We start from the raw sequence: 14969 nt of genomic DNA, 5'->3' as shown, positions 1-14969 counted from the left end.
CATGACCTCGCAGCAGTCCCAGCAGCACGGCACCGCCGTCGACACCACTCCCGTCATCCCGCTCCCCCTCGGCACCGCCCGTGTCCTCACCGCCGCCGGTGCCGCGCTCACCGTCCTGTCCACGTTCCTGTCCTGGACCTGGACCGACGCCTTCCCCGGCAACCTCACCGTCACCGGCTATCCCGGCGGCCTCCAACTCCTCACCCTGACCGGTGCCCTGCTCACCCTCGTCCACCTCCTGGCCGCCTGGGGCATCAGGGGCCTCCGCATGCTCGACCCCGCAGGCGGCCACGGCGGCACCGTCTGGACCGCGGCGGGCACCTTCGCCGCGACCTGGTACACCCTCATCGCCATCGCCGTGCAACTCGGCGGCCTCGCCAACCTCGAACCCGGCGGCTGGGTGGCCGGCGCCGCGGCCCTGCTCACCCTCACCGGCGCCCTCGCCCTGCCTCTCGACCGGCGCGCGACCGCCACCGGCACCGCCCGGGGGCGCCTCGCCGCCGTACGCGACATCATGCGCACCCTGCACCCCGGCCGCACCGGCCGTCCCCTGCCTCCCGCACGGCCGCTTCCCGGCTGGGCCGAAATCCTGCTCATCGCCGCCGCGTTCGGCATCTCCCTCGGGGTCCTCACCTACGGCATCGGCACCCGCTACGGCGAGCTCTTCACCGGGTTCCTGTTCCTCACCGGCTTCTGCGCCGCCGGGCTCCACCAGGCCGGCCTCACCACGCGGCTCGCCGAGCTCACCGCACGGCACCGCAACGTCACCGTCGCCGCGGCCTTCGTCGCCGCCGCCCTCTTCCCCCTCACCCAGGACACCGACGAATACACCCTCATCATCGTCAACATCCTGATCTTCGCCACCGTCGCGCTCGGCCTCAACGTCGTCGTCGGCCTCGCCGGACTCCTCGACCTCGGCTACGTCGCCTTCCTCGGCGTCGGCGCCTACACGGCCGCCCTCGTCTCCGGCTCCACCGCCTCCACCCTGCACGTCCGCTTCCCGTTCTGGGCGGCCGTGCTCACCGGCGCCGCCGCCTCCCTCGTCTTCGGCGTCGTCATCGGCGCCCCCACGCTCCGGCTGCGCGGCGACTATCTGGCCATCGTCACCCTGGGGTTCGGCGAGATCTTCCGGCTCGCCGTCGGCAACCTCGACGGCCAGTCCGGCCCCTCGGTCACCAACGGCCCCAACGGCATCCCCAACATCCCCGACCTGGAGCTCTTCGGCTACAACTTCGGCGACAAACACTCCGTCGGCGGCATCGCCCTCAGTCCCTTCGCCAACTACTACCTCCTGATGCTGCTGTTCACCGTCATCGTCGTCCTCGTCTTCAGCCGCGCCGGCAACTCCCGTATCGGACGCGCCTGGATCGCCATCCGCGAGGACGAGACGGCCGCCACCGCCATGGGCATCAACGCCTTCCGCCTCAAGCTCCTCGCCTTCGCCCTGGGCGCGACCCTCGCCGGACTCGCCGGCACCGTGCAGGCGCACGTCGCGCACACCGTCGTGCCCGAGCAGTACGTCTTCGCCGGGCCCGTGCCGCCCAACTCCGCCTTCCTCCTCGCCGCCGTGATCCTCGGCGGCATGGGCACCATCACCGGCCCCCTCCTCGGCGCGGCCCTGCTCTACCTCATCCCGGCCAAGCTCCAGTTCCTCCAGGACTACCAGCTCCTGGCCTTCGGAGCCGCCCTCATCCTCCTCATGCGCTTCCGCCCCGAAGGGATCATTCCCAACCGGCGGCAGCAGCTCGAATTCCACGAGGACACCGCAGCCAAGGCGGAGGCATGACCACCATGACCGGCACCCCGCTGCTCGCCGCCACCGGCGTCACCATGCGCTTCGGCGGGCTCACCGCCGTACGCTCCGTCGACCTCACCGTCCGGCCCGGCCAGATCGTCGGTCTCATCGGCCCCAACGGTGCCGGAAAGACCACCCTCTTCAACTGCCTCACCGGCCTCTACACCCCCACCGAAGGCACCGTCACCTACCGGGGACGGACCCTGCCGCCCAAGCCCCACCTCGTCGCCCAGGCCGGCATCTCCCGCACCTTCCAGAACATCCGCCTCTTCGCCAATATGACCGTCCTCGAAAACGTCCTCGTCGGCCGCCACACCCGCACCCGGGAGGGCCTCCTCTCCGCCCTCGTCCGCGGCCCCGCCTTCCACCGCGCGGAAGCCGCCTCCGCCCAACGCGCCACGGAACTGCTCGCGTTCACCGGCCTCGCCGCCAAGTCCGGTCACCTCGCCCGCAACCTCCCCTACGGCGAACAGCGCCGACTGGAGATCGCGCGCGCCCTCGCCGGCGAACCGGGCCTGCTGCTGCTCGACGAGCCCACCGCCGGCATGAACCCCCAGGAGACCCGCGCCACCGAGGAACTCGTCCTCGCCATCCGCGACCGGGGCACGGCCGTGCTCGTCATCGAGCACGACATGCGCTTCATCTTCAACCTCTGCGACCGCGTCACGGTCCTCGTGCAGGGCGAGAAGCTCGTCGAGGGGACGACGGAGACGGTGCAGCGGGACGAACGCGTCGTCGCGGCCTATCTGGGCACGCCCTTCGAAGGGGCACCCGGGCAGGAGGAGGTCGCCGAAGTGGAGGCGGCGGAGGAAGCCGCGGCCGAGTCGGAGGGACAGGGACGATGACCGCACCTCTCCTGGAGGTGACCGGCCTCCGCGTCGCCTACGGAAAGATCGAAGCCGTCAAGGGCATCGGCTTCACCGTCGAAGAAGGCCGGATCGTCACCCTCATCGGCACCAACGGCGCAGGCAAGACGACGACCCTGCGCACCCTTTCCGGCCTGCTCGCCCCCCGCGGCGGCAGCATCCGCTTCGCCGGCCGGCCGCTGGCGGGCGTCCCGGCCCACGACGTCGTCGCCCTCGGCCTCGCCCACTCACCCGAGGGCCGCCATGTCTTCCCCCGCCTCACCATCGCCGAGAACCTCCAGCTGGGAGCGTTCCTCAGGAGGGACAAGGACGGCATCGCCCAGGACATCAAGCACGTCTACGAGCTCTTCCCCATCCTCGGGGAACGCGCCGGGCAGGCCGCCGGCACCCTCTCCGGCGGCGAGCAGCAGATGCTCGCCATGGGCAGGGCCCTGATGTCCCGGCCCAGGCTGCTCATGCTCGACGAGCCCTCGATGGGGCTCTCCCCGATCATGATGCAGAAGATCATGGAGACCATCGCCCGGCTCAGGGACGGCGGCACCACCATCCTGCTCGTCGAGCAGAACGCCCAGGCGGCACTGTCCCTGGCCGACCACGGCCACGTGATGGAGACCGGCAGGATCGTGCTGTCCGGCACGGGGGCGGAACTTCTCCACAACGAGAAGGTCCGCAAGGCGTATCTGGGAGAGGACTGAGCGCGGTACCCCACGGACAACCCGCAGCCGCTACTGCTCCTTCGCCGCCTTCTTCTCCGCCGCGTCCTGGATGACGGCCTCGGCGACCTGCTGCATCGACAGGCGGCGGTCCATCGACGTCTTCTGGATCCACCGGAACGCGGCCGGCTCCGTCAGCCCGTACTGCGTCTGCAGCACGCTCTTCGCACGGTCCACGAGCTTGCGCGTCTCCAGCCGCTGGGCGAGGTCGGCGACCTCCTGCTCCAGCGCCTTGAGCTCGGTGAAGCGGGAGACGGCCATCTCGATGGCCGGGACGACGTCGCTCTTGCTGAACGGCTTGACCAGGTACGCCATGGCGCCCGCGTCGCGGGCCCGCTCGACCAGGTCGCGCTGCGAGAAGGCGGTCAGCATGAGGACCGGCGCGATGGACTCCGCCGCGATCCGCTCCGCGGCGGAGATGCCGTCGAGCACGGGCATCTTCACGTCCATGATCACCAGGTCGGGCCGGTGCTCGCGGGCGAGCGCCACGGCGGCCTCGCCGTCGCCCGCCTCACCGACGACGGAGTAGCCCTCCTCCTCGAGCATCTCCTTGAGGTCGAGCCGGATGAGGGCCTCGTCCTCGGCGATGACGACCCGGGTCGTGTGGGGAGGGGTGTGCTGCGGCTCGTCGTCGACGGGCGGCTGGGGCTCGGCGGCGCTCACGGGTCTCCTCGTCAGTACAGGTGATGCCGTATGAGCCTACCTGCGCGACGCCGCGGACCCCCACAAGGTAAGCTGTCGGCGCTGCACCCGGCCGGGTTGGTGGAATGGCATACACGGATGTCTCAAACACATCTGCCCGAGAGGGCTTGCGGGTTCGAATCCCGCACCCGGCACACACGGCCGTGACAAGACGTCGAGCAGCCGGAGCCGCGCGATGGGTCTGAACGGTCCGGCGATCCGGGCAACTGTCTTCCTCTCGGAGGGCGACACCTGGCAGGGGCGGCCACTGCACGACGAGATCATCCGCAGGGCGCAGCAGCGCGGGCTCGCCGGGGCGACGCTCTCGCGGGGCACCGAGGGCTTCGGCAGACCGTCCGCCCTGCACACCGACCGGCTGCTGTCCTTCAGCGACGGTCTGCCGCTCGTGATCACGATGATCGACGTCGAGGACCGGCTCCGCTCCTTCCTGGCCGGTGCCGAACACCTGCTGTCCGGCTGCCTGGTCGTCCTGGACGAGGTGGACGCCTTTCGCATCGGCGGCGCCGGGGACGGCTGATCAGGCTGATCACGCGGCCGTCCCGCTGCGCCCCTGGGCCGCCGCGTGGTCCGCATGCGGCGGCTCCTCGTCCTGCGCGGGCGGATCCGCCGCGACCCGCCCCTCGAAGTGCCGTCCGACCGTTGCGGCGAGGACGATGAGCCCGCCGCCGATGCCCTGCACCAGGCCGATGCCCTCGCCGGCCGTCACGACGGCGAACACCGCGGCGAAGAGCGGCTCGGTGGCCAGGATCAGCCCGACCCTCGTCGAGCTCGACGTACGGGCCGCGCGCAGCTGGATGAAGAAGGCGTACGACGTGCCGAGGACGCCGAGGTAGGCGATGAGCAGCCAGTCCCGGCCGCCGACCGCGCCGGCGGCCTGCCAGACCGGTGCCGGGGTGAAGCAGGAGGCGGCACCCGCGAGGAGGGTGACGACGACGAACTCGACGAGCGTCAGGTTGGAGAGCGACTGTGCGGCACTCGCGCCGCTGCGCCGGCCGAACAGCGTGATCTGGGTGGCGCGGATCAGCGCCGCCCCGAGGATGATGAGGTCGCCCGCCTGCGGGTGCAGCCCTCCTTGCAGCACCAGCAGACCGCAGCCGATCAGCGCCGTGACCGTGGCCGCGTAGACCATGGCGGGCTGCCTGCGACGGCTGATGACCCGTTCGAGCACGGGGATGAGGACGACCGAAACGGTGATCAGGAAGCCGGAGTTGGCCGCGGAGGTGTGTTTCACGCCGACCGTCTCCAGGATGAGGATCCCGAAGAGCAGCGAGCCGAAGAAGGCGCCCGACAGCAGTTCGGACCGGGTGATCCTGCGCAGCGTCGGAGCGGCGATCAGGGCGATGGCGGGCAGCGCCGTCAGGAACCGCAGCGACAGGAAGGCCGCCGCGGGGACCGACTCGCCCACGTCCTGCATGACGACGTAGCTGGATCCCCAGATCACGGCCACCAGCAGCACGGAGGCGTCGGACAGCAGGAGTGAACGGCGATGCTCGTGCGCGGCTCCGCGGGAGGGAGCGGGTAAGGGCATACGGCTCTCCCGGCCCGGACAGGCGGGCGAGCACGCTCCCCACGGTGTCCAGCAGAGTGACAGGAGTATCGATTATACCGAACACCATGGGCAGCGGTAGGGCGTCCGGCAGCCACTGCCGGACGGGTGCCTCAGCCCGCCGGAGCCGCGATGCGCTCCGTCCGCGGGGACGTGATGGCCACGTAGTCCTTGACGCGGAGGGCCATGGACCGGTCGAGGCGCGCGGCATTGAAGAAGATCTCCTCCTTCTCCAGCAGCGACGGGTCGACGATCAGCTCCAGGTCGGGGTGGAAGGCGAAGGGCAGGATCGTCCCCGCCACACTGCCCGCCAGGCGCTCCGCGGCCTCGGTGTTCGCGAACGACACATACGTACCGCCGAGCAGCTGCTTGAGGCCGTTGAGGTCGACGCGCGCGTCGCCGGGCACGACGGCCAGCACGTATTTGGTGACCTTCTTGCCCAGCTTGACCATGACGACGATGCACTTGGCGGCGTCGGCGACGTCGTTCCCCCGCATGGGGCTGACGATCTCGGTACGGCCCTCCGGCTCGTGGTCGATCAGCCGGTACTCCGCACCGTGCCGGTCGAGCAGCTCCACCAGCTTCTCGTACATGCTCTCCGTGACTTCCGTGCTCTCCGTGGTTTCCACCGGACACCTCTCAGCCGCCGGACGCGGCGCAGGGAACAGGGCGGGGCGGGCGCCGAGTTGACGCTCCCGCCGGGTACGGCCCGTCGGTGACGACCGGCCTGCGGAGCACCATACCGCTCGTGCCCGCGGCTCCGGCGGGACACGGGCGGGCTCACCCCACCGGCGCGATCCGGCCGCGCAGGAGCGTGGGCACCGTGCTCTCCGGGCCCCCTCGAATGATCTGACTGTCCGTCATAATGGCTTTGTCCAGCGCCCGGTGACACCCGCAGGAGGCGGGCCGGGACGTCTCGGCGAACCGCATCACGACCCTCTGGGCGGCGGCCACGTTGGCCTCCATGATCTCCGCGACCCCCTGCGCGTCCACCGACGCGTGGCCCGGGTGCCAGCAGTCGTAATCCGTCACGAGTGCGAGCCCCGCATAACAGAGTTCAGCCTCACGGGCGAGCTTCGCCTCCGGGAGCGCCGTCATGCCGATGACGTCCATCCCCCACGAGCGGAACACCTCGGACTCGGCGCGGGTGGAGAACTGGGGCCCTTCGATGCAGCAGTACGTCCCGGACCCGTGGACCGTGGCGTGTTCGCCGGCGGCCACCCGTTCCAGGAGCGGGCGCAGCCGGCCGCAGTACGGGTCCGCCATGGACACATGGGCGACCATCCCGTCCCCGAAGAACGAGGCGGGCCGCAGTCCCGAGGTCCGGTCGAAGAGCTGGTCGAGGACGACCATGTCGCCCGGGGCGAAGTCGCCGCGCAGGCTGCCCACGGCGCTGACGCTGATCACTTCGCGGACGCCGAGGGACTTCAGCGCGTAGATGTTGGCCCGCGCCGGAACCTGCGACGGGGCGATGCGGTGGCCGCGCCCGTGGCGCGGCAGGAATGCGATGCGGCGGTTCCCGGCCGTGCCCAGGACCAGCGGCCCGCTGGGGTCGCCGTAGGGAGTCCTGAGTTCGGCTTCCGTCACGTCCTGCAGGCCGTCGAAGGCGTAGAGCCCGCTGCCCCCGATGATGCCGAGGTCGGCCGAGTGGAAAGCCGCGCCGCCCGATTCTCGCATGACAGAACCCTCCAGCTGGCATGGTGTGAGCCCGCAACCTAGCAGCGTCCGCAGGGCAGTTGCATGACGCAAAGGGGGGCGGGTTCCGCTACAGCTTTGGATGCAGGGAGATACGGAACCTCCGTTCCCTTCAGATCGCTGCGCATCCTGCCTAGCTTCGTTGACACAGCAATCCGGGTGATCACAGGCAGAAGGAGTTCGCGTGGCTGCAAACGGCTCTCAGCGCCCCATCATCGCCTTCATGAGCGACCTCGGCACCACGGACGACTCGGTGGCCCAGTGCAAGGGCCTCATGCACAGCATCTGCCCCGGCGTCACGGTGGTGGACGTCTGCCACTCCATGACCCCGTGGGACGTCGAGGAGGGTGCGCGCTACATCGTCGACCTCCCGCGCTTCTTCCCCGAGGGGACGGTGTTCGCCACCACCACCTATCCCGCGACCGGCACCACGACCCGCTCCGTGGCCGTGCGGATCCGGCAGGCCGCCAAGGGCGGCGCCCGCGGTCAGTGGGCCGGCTCCGGCGACGGCTTCGAGCGGGCCGACGGCTCGTACATCTACATCGCGCCCAACAACGGCCTGCTGACCACCGTGCTCGAGGAGCACGGATACATCGAGGCGTACGAGGTCACGTCCACCAAGGTCATCCCCGCGAACCCCGAACCGACCTTCTACAGCCGCGAGATGGTGGCCATCCCCTCCGCCCACCTCGCCGCCGGCTTCCCGCTGGCGGAGGTCGGCCGCCGGCTCGACGACAGCGAGATCGTCCGCTTCCACCGGCCCGCGGTCGAGATCTCCGGCGACACGCTCAGCGGTGTCGTCACCGCGATCGACCACCCCTTCGGCAACATCTGGACCAACATCCACCGCGTGGACCTGGAGAAGGCCGGCATCGGCCACGGGAAGCACCTGAGGATCATCCTCGACGACGTCCTGCCGTTCGAGGCCCCCCTCACCCCGACCTTCGCCGACGCCGGTGCCATCGGCAACATCGCCTTCTACCTCAACAGCCGCGGGTACCTCTCCCTGGCCCGCAACGCCGCCAGCCTCGCCTACCCCTACAACCTGAAGGCCGGCCTGAAGGTCCGCGTGGAAACGCGCTGACCGGCCGGTGCGCCGGGCCGGCCGCCGATCCGCACCCGGTCGGCGGCCGGCCCGGCGCCGCTTTCCGCCCTTCACGAAGGGCCCGTTGACGGAAGGGAGCCAGCCGTGCCACCCGAAGGCGTCACCGGCACGCCGTTGTCGATGCAGGCCATCCGCGAACTCGTGGCGGCCGAGGAGAAGGAGCAGTCGGACGTCCTCCATCTGACCGCGAACGAGACCGTGTTGTCGCCGCTGGCCCAGCAGGTGCTGTCGAGCCCGCTCTCCGAGCGGTACCTCCTGGAGCACCTGGACATGCGGGAGTCGTCCCCGGCGCGCCTGAACAACCTCCTGCTGCGCGGTCTCGACCGGATCAGCACGATCGAGCAGTCGGCCACCGAGGTGTGCCGCCGGCTCTTCGGCAGCGCGTACGCCGAATTCCGCTGCCTCTCCGGGCTGCACGCCATGCAGACGACCTTCGCCGCGCTCTCGGAGCCGGGGGACACGGTCATGCGTGTGGCCACCAAGGACGGCGGCCATTTCCTGACGGAACTGATCTGCCGGTCGTTCGGCCGGCGCAGCTGCACCTACGTCTACGACGAGAACATGTCGATCGACCTCGACCGGACGCGCGAGGCCGTCGAGCGGGAGCGCCCCTCCCTGCTCTACGTCGACGCGATGAACTACCTCTTCCCCTTCCCCCTGGCGGACCTCAAGGAGATCGCGGGCGACGCCCCCCTGGTGTTCGACGCGTCCCACACCCTCGGGCTGATCGCGGGCGGCCAGTTCCAGGACCCGCTGGGCGAGGGCGCCGACATCCTCCAGGCCAACACCCACAAGACACTGTTCGGCCCGCAGAAGGGCATCATCCTCGGCACCGACCGCACCCTGATGGAGAACGTCGGCTACACGCTCTCGTCCGGCATGGTGAGCAGCCAGCACACCGCCCCCACCATCGCGCTCTTCGTCGCCCTGCACGAGATGTGGTACGACGGGCGCGCCTACGCGGCACGGGTCGTCGCCAACGCCCGTTTCCTGGCCGAGGAGTTGTACGCGCGCGGCGTGCCGGTCCTGGCGGCGGAGCGCGGCTTCACGGCCAACCACATGTTCTTCGTCGACACGCGCTCGGTGGGCAGCGGACCGGCGGTGCTCGACCGGCTGGTGCGGGCGAACATCTCGGCCAACCGGGTCGTCGCCTTCAACCACCGGGACACCCTGCGGTTCGGCGTGCAGGAGGTGACCCGGAGGGGGCTGGACCGGGCCGCCCTCACCGAGGTCGCCGATCTGCTGGCGCCCCTGATCCTGGGCACGGAGGAGCCGGAGCGCATCCGCCCGAAGGTCGTCGAACTCGTGGGGCGGTACCGGGAGATCCTCTACACCGGCACGGACGCCGCCGCCCCCGGCCGGGAGTCCGTCACGCTGTCCCCCGCCCCCGCGGCGGCACCCGCCGGCCGGCCGCGCTGGATCGGTGTGCAGCTCGCCCCGACCGCGGCCCGCCCGCCCCGCACCCTCTTCGAACAGGCCCGTGCCCTCGGCGTCCTGGCCGGCGGCTTCCCGCACCAGATCGACTCGGCGGGCAACATCAGCTGCGCGGACGCGGAGAACCGGCACTTCGTCACGGCCAGCGGCGTCTACATCAAGGACCTCGCGCCGGAGGACTTCACGGAGATCACCGGCCGGGACGGCTGGACGCTCCGGTGCAGGGGGGACGGCCCGCCGTCCGCCGAGGCCTATATGCACCATCTGCTGCGCGAGAAGACCGGCGCCGCGTACATCGTGCACAACCACTGCATCATCGACCGGGAACTGGAGGAGGAAGGGAACATCCTGGTCCTGCCCCCGCAGGAATACGGAAGCGTCGCACTGGCCGAGGCCGTCACGGAGGGGGCCGCCACGAGCCAGGTGATGTACGTCCGCCGGCACGGCCTCGTCTTCTGGGCCGCCGGGTACGAGGAGTGCCGGGACCTGGTGGAGCGGCTGTCCCGCCGGGCGGTACGCCGCCGGTGACGGGGCGCGCCCCGGTTCGCGCCCCGTCAGGGGCGCGGGGAACTGCGCGACCAGCCCCCACCGGCCCGCAGGTGGACGCGCCACCCCACGGGTCCGGGGCGCAGCCCTGGGGGCACCCCCAGCGGTAGCTGGGGGAACCTCGACCGCAGGCGCGTCGTGGTTGCTCGCGCAGTTCCCCGCGCCCCTGACGGGGCGCTGCAACCCGTACGCTCTGCGGCATGGGCGGTCAGCACACGACGACGACGGACACGGCACGAGGCGTAGGAGCAACAGTCGGCGCACAAGTGCGCCGACTGCGGGCCTTTCGCGACCTGTCACTCGCGGAACTGTCGCGCCTGTCCGGCGTCAGCCGGGCAACCCTGTCCGGCATCGAATCCGGGCGGGGCAACCCGACGATCGAGACGATCTCGGCCATCGCCGTCGCCCTGCGCCTGCCCCTCGGCGACCTCCTGGTCGACGTGGTGCCGCAGACGCCGGTGCTCCAACGGGGCACCGCCGCCCCCGAGAAGAGCAAGCAGGAACTGCTGGAGCGGATCGGCGCGGGCGGGCTCAGCGAGATCTGGCGGGTCCGCATCGCCGAGGCCGGCCGGCGCATCGACAGCCCGGCCCACGCCAAGGGGACTGTCGAGCGCATCGTCGTGCTGCGCGGAGCGCTCCGGGTCGGGCCGGTGGAGGCCCCGGTGGAGCTGGCCGAGGGGGACTTCGTGACGTTCTCGGCCGATGTCGAGCACTTCTACGAGGCCCTGCGCCCCGGCGTGGACGCCGTGCTCGTCATGACCTATCCGGCGGCCTCGTAGCCCTCGGGCGGGGCCATGACGGACATCACCGGCGGGATCATGCCGCGTTCGACCGCCTTGCGAACGGCCTCGGTGCGGCAGGAGGCGTCCAGCTTCGCGTAGGCGTTGGAGAGATGGCGCTTGACCGTGCCCTCGGTGATGACCAGGTGGCGGGCGATCTGGGAATTGCGCATCCCCCGGGCGACGAGGGCGACGATCTCCCGTTCCCGCGCCGTCAGTTGGGGCTCGCCCTGCCCCCGCAGGCAGGCCAGGGTGCTCCGGGCCACCGACAGCACGATGCGGTCGGCGCCGTGGACGATGCCGCGAATCGTTCCTGCAAGTTCCTGCGGGGACGCCTGCCGCGGGATGGCCGCCTGGACGCCGGCCGCGAGCAGGCGTTTGACGGCGAGGGGGTCCTCCTGGGCCAGGAGGACGACGACACGCGCCAGTGGCGCCGCCGCGCGCAGTGCCGCCAGGTCCCCGGGGACGTCGGCCGTCACACGGTCGGTGCCCACGAGCACCACCTCCGGCTGCAGCGCCCCGACGGCGGCGACGGCCTCCTGCACCGTCGCCGCCTGCATCACCACGCTGAACGCGTCCTCCGCGGACAGGAAGTGCACGAGCCCCGCACGGAAGATGACGTTCTCGTCCACGATGGCGATGCCGACGTCCGCCGTCTTCACGAATGCTGCCGCGGTTCCGCACTCCTGGCGCCGTGTCATGCGCTCGCTGCCTCCTGACATTCGTCGCTTCTGGCGCCCGCCCCGGCCGGACGCGCGGGCCCGTCGGGATACCGGTCCAGCAGGGGTCCTCCGCGGTCCATCGCCCGGGCGAGCCAGACCCCGGCCATCTGGGAGGTGACGATGGACAGGACCACGAGCGAGCTGAAGAAGCCCTCGCTGATGATGCCGGCACCGAAGGTGGTGGTGGCGAGCACGATGCCGGGCCCGCCGCGGGCGTTCATCGCCGCGGCGATGTCGGTCGACGCGGTGCGGTCCTGTCCGGCCAGCCGGGCGCCGATCCAGACGCTGGTGAACTTGACCACGCAGGCGAGGGCGAGGAACCACACGAAAAACATGACGTCGAAATGGTGGACCAGGTCCAGCTTCAGCCCGACGATCGCGAAATACACGGGGACGAAGAAGGCGAGCGAGATGGTGCGGAGTGTCTCCCGCGCCTGGTCGCCGCGGGCCGCACCCGCCTCGCACATCCCGGCCGTGAGGGCACCGAATATCGGATCGATCCCGAGACCGCTGCAGGCCAGGCAGAGCGCGAACACGAAAATCATCAGGAAAGCCGTGGGACTGCGCTGCGCCAGCAGGTTCCAGCGCAGTCCGGCGAGGGCCGCGAAGAGCCGCCGGCCGTAGCGGACGAGGACCACGAGAAACACGACCGGCGCCACGCTGAAGTAGCACGCCTGCCAGCCGAGCGATTCTCCTTTCAGCAGGGTGCCGATTCCGTAGGTGTCACCGGACGAAGCACCTGCTATTCCCATCACGAGGGCGAGCACGACGTACAGGACGACGTCCTCCATCACGGCCACGGTCAGGATGATGCGCGCGAACCGCGTTCGCAGCATGCCCAGATCCAGCATGATCCGGGAGATCACCGGGATGCTGGTGAGGGCGATGGCGAGCCCGAACACCAGCACCAGCGTGGTGCGGGACCCATGCGGTCCGGACAGTTTCCCGACGCCGAAGCCCTGGGCGACCGCGAGCCCGACGGTGAACGGCACCAGCAGGCCGGAAAGGGCCACGAACGTGATCGTCCGGCGCTCCTCTCGGGTGGCCCGGCCGTGCAGCTCCGTACCGGTCAGATAGACGAGGAGCAGCAGCCCCAGTTCGTAGACCACCCCCAGGGCCGAGGCAGCCGGGCCCTTGGACGGGACGAGGTGTTCCTGGAGCCCCGGAGAGAAGTACCCGAGCACCGTGGGTCCCAGCAGCAGCCCGCCGACAATCTCGCCGATGACCGGCGGCTGTTTCAGCGCCTTGAATGCGTACGCGGTGCTGTGCGCGACGATCACCAGCAGGATCAGCGCAATCAGCACCTGTGCAACTTGGCCGACATTCAGCGACATTCGTACACCCACCCCCGCGACGGCCCGCCGGACACCGAATTCCTTGATACCCCTGCCGACGGGCAACCGTCCATGCAGCCAACGGAGTTCAACCACCGCTCTCCGCCCCTCAACCTTGCGGGCTCATTCGGAAGACGGAAAGGGCGGGGAACTCCACCTCCCGGGGGAGCCGGGAATTCGGCAGTCAGGGGGATGATCCTGCCGCCGAATGCGGCGACACTTCCTCCGAATCCCTCGACCCAGCCCGATGATGGGAGTCCCCGGTGGGCGCTGTTTCCCCGGAACCGATGCCGGTGGTGTCCGAGTTCAAGGTGGCCGACCTGTCGGCGGCGGACTTCGGCCGCCGCGAGATCGGCATGGCGGAGCACGAGATGCCGGGCCTGATGGCCCTGCGGGAGGAGTACGCCGCCGCCCGGCCGCTGCGGGGCGCCCGGATCACCGGGTCCCTGCACATGACCGTGCAGACCGCGGTGCTGATCGAGACGCTGGTGGCGCTCGGCGCACAGGTGCGGTGGGCGAGCTGCAACATCTTCTCCACGCAGGACCACGCGGCCGCCGCGGTGGTCGTCGGACCGCACGGAACCCCTCAGGAGCCGCGCGGGGTACCGGTGTTCGCCTGGAAGGGCGAGTCCCTGGAGGACTACTGGTGGTGCACCGAGCGGGCCCTGACCTGGGCGGAAGGCGGCCCCGACCTGATCGTCGACGACGGCGGCGACGCCACGCTGCTGGTCCACAAGGGCGTGGAGTACGAGAAGGCGGGCACGGTCCCGTCGGCGTCCTCCGCCGCCTCGCGCGACGAGGCCGTGATCCTCGAACTCCTGCGGCGCAGCCTGGCGGAGGACCCCCGGCGCTGGACCACCGTCGCCCAGGGCATCCGGGGCGTCTCCGAGGAGACCACGACGGGCGTGCTGCGGCTGTACGACATGCACCGCTCGGGCCATCTGCTCTTCCCCGCGATCAACGTCAACGACTCCGTGACCAAGTCGAAGTTCGACAACCGCTACGGCTGCCGGCACTCGCTCATCGACGGCATCAAGCGGGGCACGGATGTGCTGATCGGCGGGAAGACCGTCGTGGTGTGCGGCTACGGCGACGTGGGCAAGGGGTGTGCGGAAGCACTGCGCGGCCAGGGGGCGAAGGTGACGGTGACCGAGGTCGATCCGATCTGTGCGCTCCAGGCGGCCATGGACGGCTACGCGGTCGCCACCCTGGAGGAGATGTTGCCCACGGCGGACATCGTCGTGACCGCCACGGGCAACCGGGACATCGTCAAGGCCGAACACATGGCCCGTATGAAGCACCAGACCGTCGTGGGCAACATCGGGCACTTCGACAACGAGATCGACATGGCGGGCCTGGAGGCCTTCCCGGGGATCCGGCGGGTGACCGTCAAACCCCAGGTGGACCTGTGGGAGTTCCCCGACGGCCACGCCGTGATCGTGCTGAGCGAGGGGCGGCTGCTCAATCTCGGCAACGCCACCGGGCATCCGAGCTTCGTCATGTCGACGAGCTTCGCCAACCAGGTCATCGCCCAGCTCGAACTCTTCGCCCGCTCCGAGGAGTACCCCGTGGGGGTGCACCGGCTGCCCAAGCATCTCGACGAGAAGGTCGCCCGGCTGCATCTGGAGGCACTCAACGTGCACTTGACCCGGCTGACAAAGCAACAGGCCGACTACATCGGCGTGTCACCCGACGGTCCGTTCAAACCCGACCACTACCGCTACTGAGGCAG

Annotated in this window: 14 protein-coding genes and 1 tRNA gene; 9 read left to right on the top strand and 6 right to left on the bottom strand. The window is 70.3% G+C overall.

The features are described 5' to 3' along the window. Position 1: 1 nt before the first annotated feature. From HG542_RS11215 to HG542_RS11205, 3 genes are read left to right on the top strand one after another with little or no spacing between them, the layout of a single operon-like run. The gene (locus HG542_RS11215) at positions 2 to 1786 is read left to right on the top strand and encodes a branched-chain amino acid ABC transporter permease (protein ID WP_171080300.1); all 1785 of its coding nucleotides are present in this window, start codon (positions 2 to 4) and stop codon (positions 1784 to 1786) included. After that, on the top strand, positions 1783 to 2640 hold the full coding sequence (locus tag HG542_RS11210) for an ABC transporter ATP-binding protein (protein WP_171080184.1): 858 nt from the start codon (positions 1783 to 1785) through the stop codon (positions 2638 to 2640). The genes HG542_RS11215 and HG542_RS11210 overlap by 4 nt, the downstream gene beginning before the upstream one ends. Beyond that, positions 2637 to 3356, top strand: coding sequence for an ABC transporter ATP-binding protein (locus HG542_RS11205; RefSeq protein WP_171080182.1), 720 nt, complete (start codon positions 2637 to 2639; stop codon positions 3354 to 3356). The genes HG542_RS11210 and HG542_RS11205 overlap by 4 nt, the downstream gene beginning before the upstream one ends. Positions 3357 to 3386: 30 nt before the next feature. Here HG542_RS11205 and HG542_RS11200 read toward each other — a convergent pair whose 3' ends face one another. Beyond that, positions 3387 to 4037: an ANTAR domain-containing response regulator gene (locus tag HG542_RS11200; protein WP_171080180.1), complete on the bottom strand. Its 651-nt coding sequence runs from the start codon at positions 4035 to 4037 to the stop codon at positions 3387 to 3389. Between the two features lie 90 nt (positions 4038 to 4127). On the opposite strand from HG542_RS11200, the gene HG542_RS11195 reads away from it, so the two are divergent. Continuing rightward, positions 4128 to 4210 (top strand) — tRNA-Leu (locus HG542_RS11195). 41 nt (positions 4211 to 4251) lie between these two features. After that, positions 4252 to 4593, top strand: a complete 342-nt coding sequence (locus HG542_RS11190; protein WP_171080179.1) for a DUF190 domain-containing protein — start codon at positions 4252 to 4254, stop codon at positions 4591 to 4593. A 9-nt stretch (positions 4594 to 4602) separates the two neighbouring features. On the opposite strand, the gene HG542_RS11185 is transcribed toward HG542_RS11190, so the two are convergent. The 3 genes from HG542_RS11185 to mtnP form a co-directional block, all read right to left on the bottom strand. Next, positions 4603 to 5604, bottom strand: a complete 1002-nt coding sequence (locus HG542_RS11185; protein ID WP_171080178.1) for a DMT family transporter — start codon at positions 5602 to 5604, stop codon at positions 4603 to 4605. 131 nt (positions 5605 to 5735) lie between these two features. Continuing rightward, positions 5736 to 6215, bottom strand: coding sequence for a YbaK/EbsC family protein (locus HG542_RS11180; RefSeq protein WP_171080299.1), 480 nt, complete (start codon positions 6213 to 6215; stop codon positions 5736 to 5738). A gap of 187 nt (positions 6216 to 6402) precedes the next feature. Continuing rightward, positions 6403 to 7299 carry an S-methyl-5'-thioadenosine phosphorylase gene (gene mtnP / locus HG542_RS11175; RefSeq protein ID WP_171080176.1) on the bottom strand — a complete coding sequence of 299 codons (897 nt, stop codon included), beginning with the start codon at positions 7297 to 7299 and terminating at the stop codon, positions 6403 to 6405. Between the two features lie 202 nt (positions 7300 to 7501). Between mtnP and HG542_RS11170 the strand changes: the two genes are divergently transcribed. From HG542_RS11170 to HG542_RS11160, 3 genes are all read left to right on the top strand, one after another. Then, complete coding sequence (locus HG542_RS11170) at positions 7502 to 8401, top strand: adenosyl-fluoride synthase (protein ID WP_227726947.1); 900 nt, start codon at positions 7502 to 7504, stop codon at positions 8399 to 8401. Between the two features lie 105 nt (positions 8402 to 8506). Further along, a complete protein-coding gene (locus HG542_RS11165) occupies positions 8507 to 10384 on the top strand; it encodes a fluorothreonine transaldolase (protein WP_229922689.1) in 1878 nt (625 codons plus the stop codon). Positions 10385 to 10602: 218 nt separating this feature from the next. Continuing rightward, the gene (locus HG542_RS11160; protein ID WP_171080175.1) at positions 10603 to 11181 is read left to right on the top strand and encodes a helix-turn-helix domain-containing protein; all 579 of its coding nucleotides are present in this window, start codon (positions 10603 to 10605) and stop codon (positions 11179 to 11181) included. On the opposite strand, the gene HG542_RS11155 is transcribed toward HG542_RS11160, so the two are convergent. Further along, positions 11163 to 11882 (bottom strand): response regulator transcription factor, encoded by a 720-nt coding sequence (locus tag HG542_RS11155; protein WP_171080173.1) that lies wholly within the window; start codon positions 11880 to 11882, stop codon positions 11163 to 11165. The two genes, HG542_RS11160 and HG542_RS11155, sit on opposite strands and share 19 nt — an antisense overlap. Then, positions 11879 to 13237: a cation:proton antiporter gene (locus HG542_RS11150; RefSeq protein ID WP_171080171.1), complete on the bottom strand. Its 1359-nt coding sequence runs from the start codon at positions 13235 to 13237 to the stop codon at positions 11879 to 11881. Before HG542_RS11150 ends, HG542_RS11155 begins: the two co-directional genes overlap by 4 nt. Positions 13238 to 13524: 287 nt before the next feature. Here HG542_RS11150 and ahcY point away from each other — a divergent pair, with 287 nt between their 5' ends. Then, on the top strand, positions 13525 to 14964 hold the full coding sequence (gene ahcY / locus HG542_RS11145; RefSeq protein ID WP_171080293.1) for an adenosylhomocysteinase: 1440 nt from the start codon (positions 13525 to 13527) through the stop codon (positions 14962 to 14964). The last annotated feature ends 5 nt before the right edge of the window (positions 14965 to 14969 follow it).

It is taken from the genome of Streptomyces morookaense, from assembly GCF_013030945.1.
Classification (GTDB): domain Bacteria; phylum Actinomycetota; class Actinomycetes; order Streptomycetales; family Streptomycetaceae; genus Streptomyces; species Streptomyces morookaensis.
This window is presented reverse-complemented; position numbering and strand designations above follow the sequence as displayed.

Excerpts from the sequence above, each read along its gene's own strand:
- HG542_RS11205 (WP_171080182.1), top strand. The coding sequence starts at position 2,637 with ATGACCGCACCTCTCCTGGAGGTGACCGGCCTCCGCGTCGCCTACGGA.
- HG542_RS11185 (WP_171080178.1), bottom strand. The coding sequence starts at position 5,604 with ATGCCCTTACCCGCTCCCTCCCGCGGAGCCGCGCACGAGCATCGCCGT.
- HG542_RS11180 (WP_171080299.1), bottom strand. The coding sequence starts at position 6,215 with ATGTACGAGAAGCTGGTGGAGCTGCTCGACCGGCACGGTGCGGAGTAC.
- HG542_RS11190 (WP_171080179.1), top strand. The coding sequence starts at position 4,252 with ATGGGTCTGAACGGTCCGGCGATCCGGGCAACTGTCTTCCTCTCGGAG.
- HG542_RS11210 (WP_171080184.1), top strand. The coding sequence starts at position 1,783 with ATGACCACCATGACCGGCACCCCGCTGCTCGCCGCCACCGGCGTCACC.
- ahcY (WP_171080293.1), top strand. The coding sequence starts at position 13,525 with ATGCCGGTGGTGTCCGAGTTCAAGGTGGCCGACCTGTCGGCGGCGGAC.
- mtnP (WP_171080176.1), bottom strand. The coding sequence starts at position 7,299 with ATGCGAGAATCGGGCGGCGCGGCTTTCCACTCGGCCGACCTCGGCATC.
- HG542_RS11155 (WP_171080173.1), bottom strand. The coding sequence starts at position 11,882 with ATGACACGGCGCCAGGAGTGCGGAACCGCGGCAGCATTCGTGAAGACG.
- HG542_RS11150 (WP_171080171.1), bottom strand. The coding sequence starts at position 13,237 with ATGTCGCTGAATGTCGGCCAAGTTGCACAGGTGCTGATTGCGCTGATC.
- HG542_RS11160 (WP_171080175.1), top strand. The coding sequence starts at position 10,603 with ATGGGCGGTCAGCACACGACGACGACGGACACGGCACGAGGCGTAGGA.
- HG542_RS11215 (WP_171080300.1), top strand. The coding sequence starts at position 2 with ATGACCTCGCAGCAGTCCCAGCAGCACGGCACCGCCGTCGACACCACT.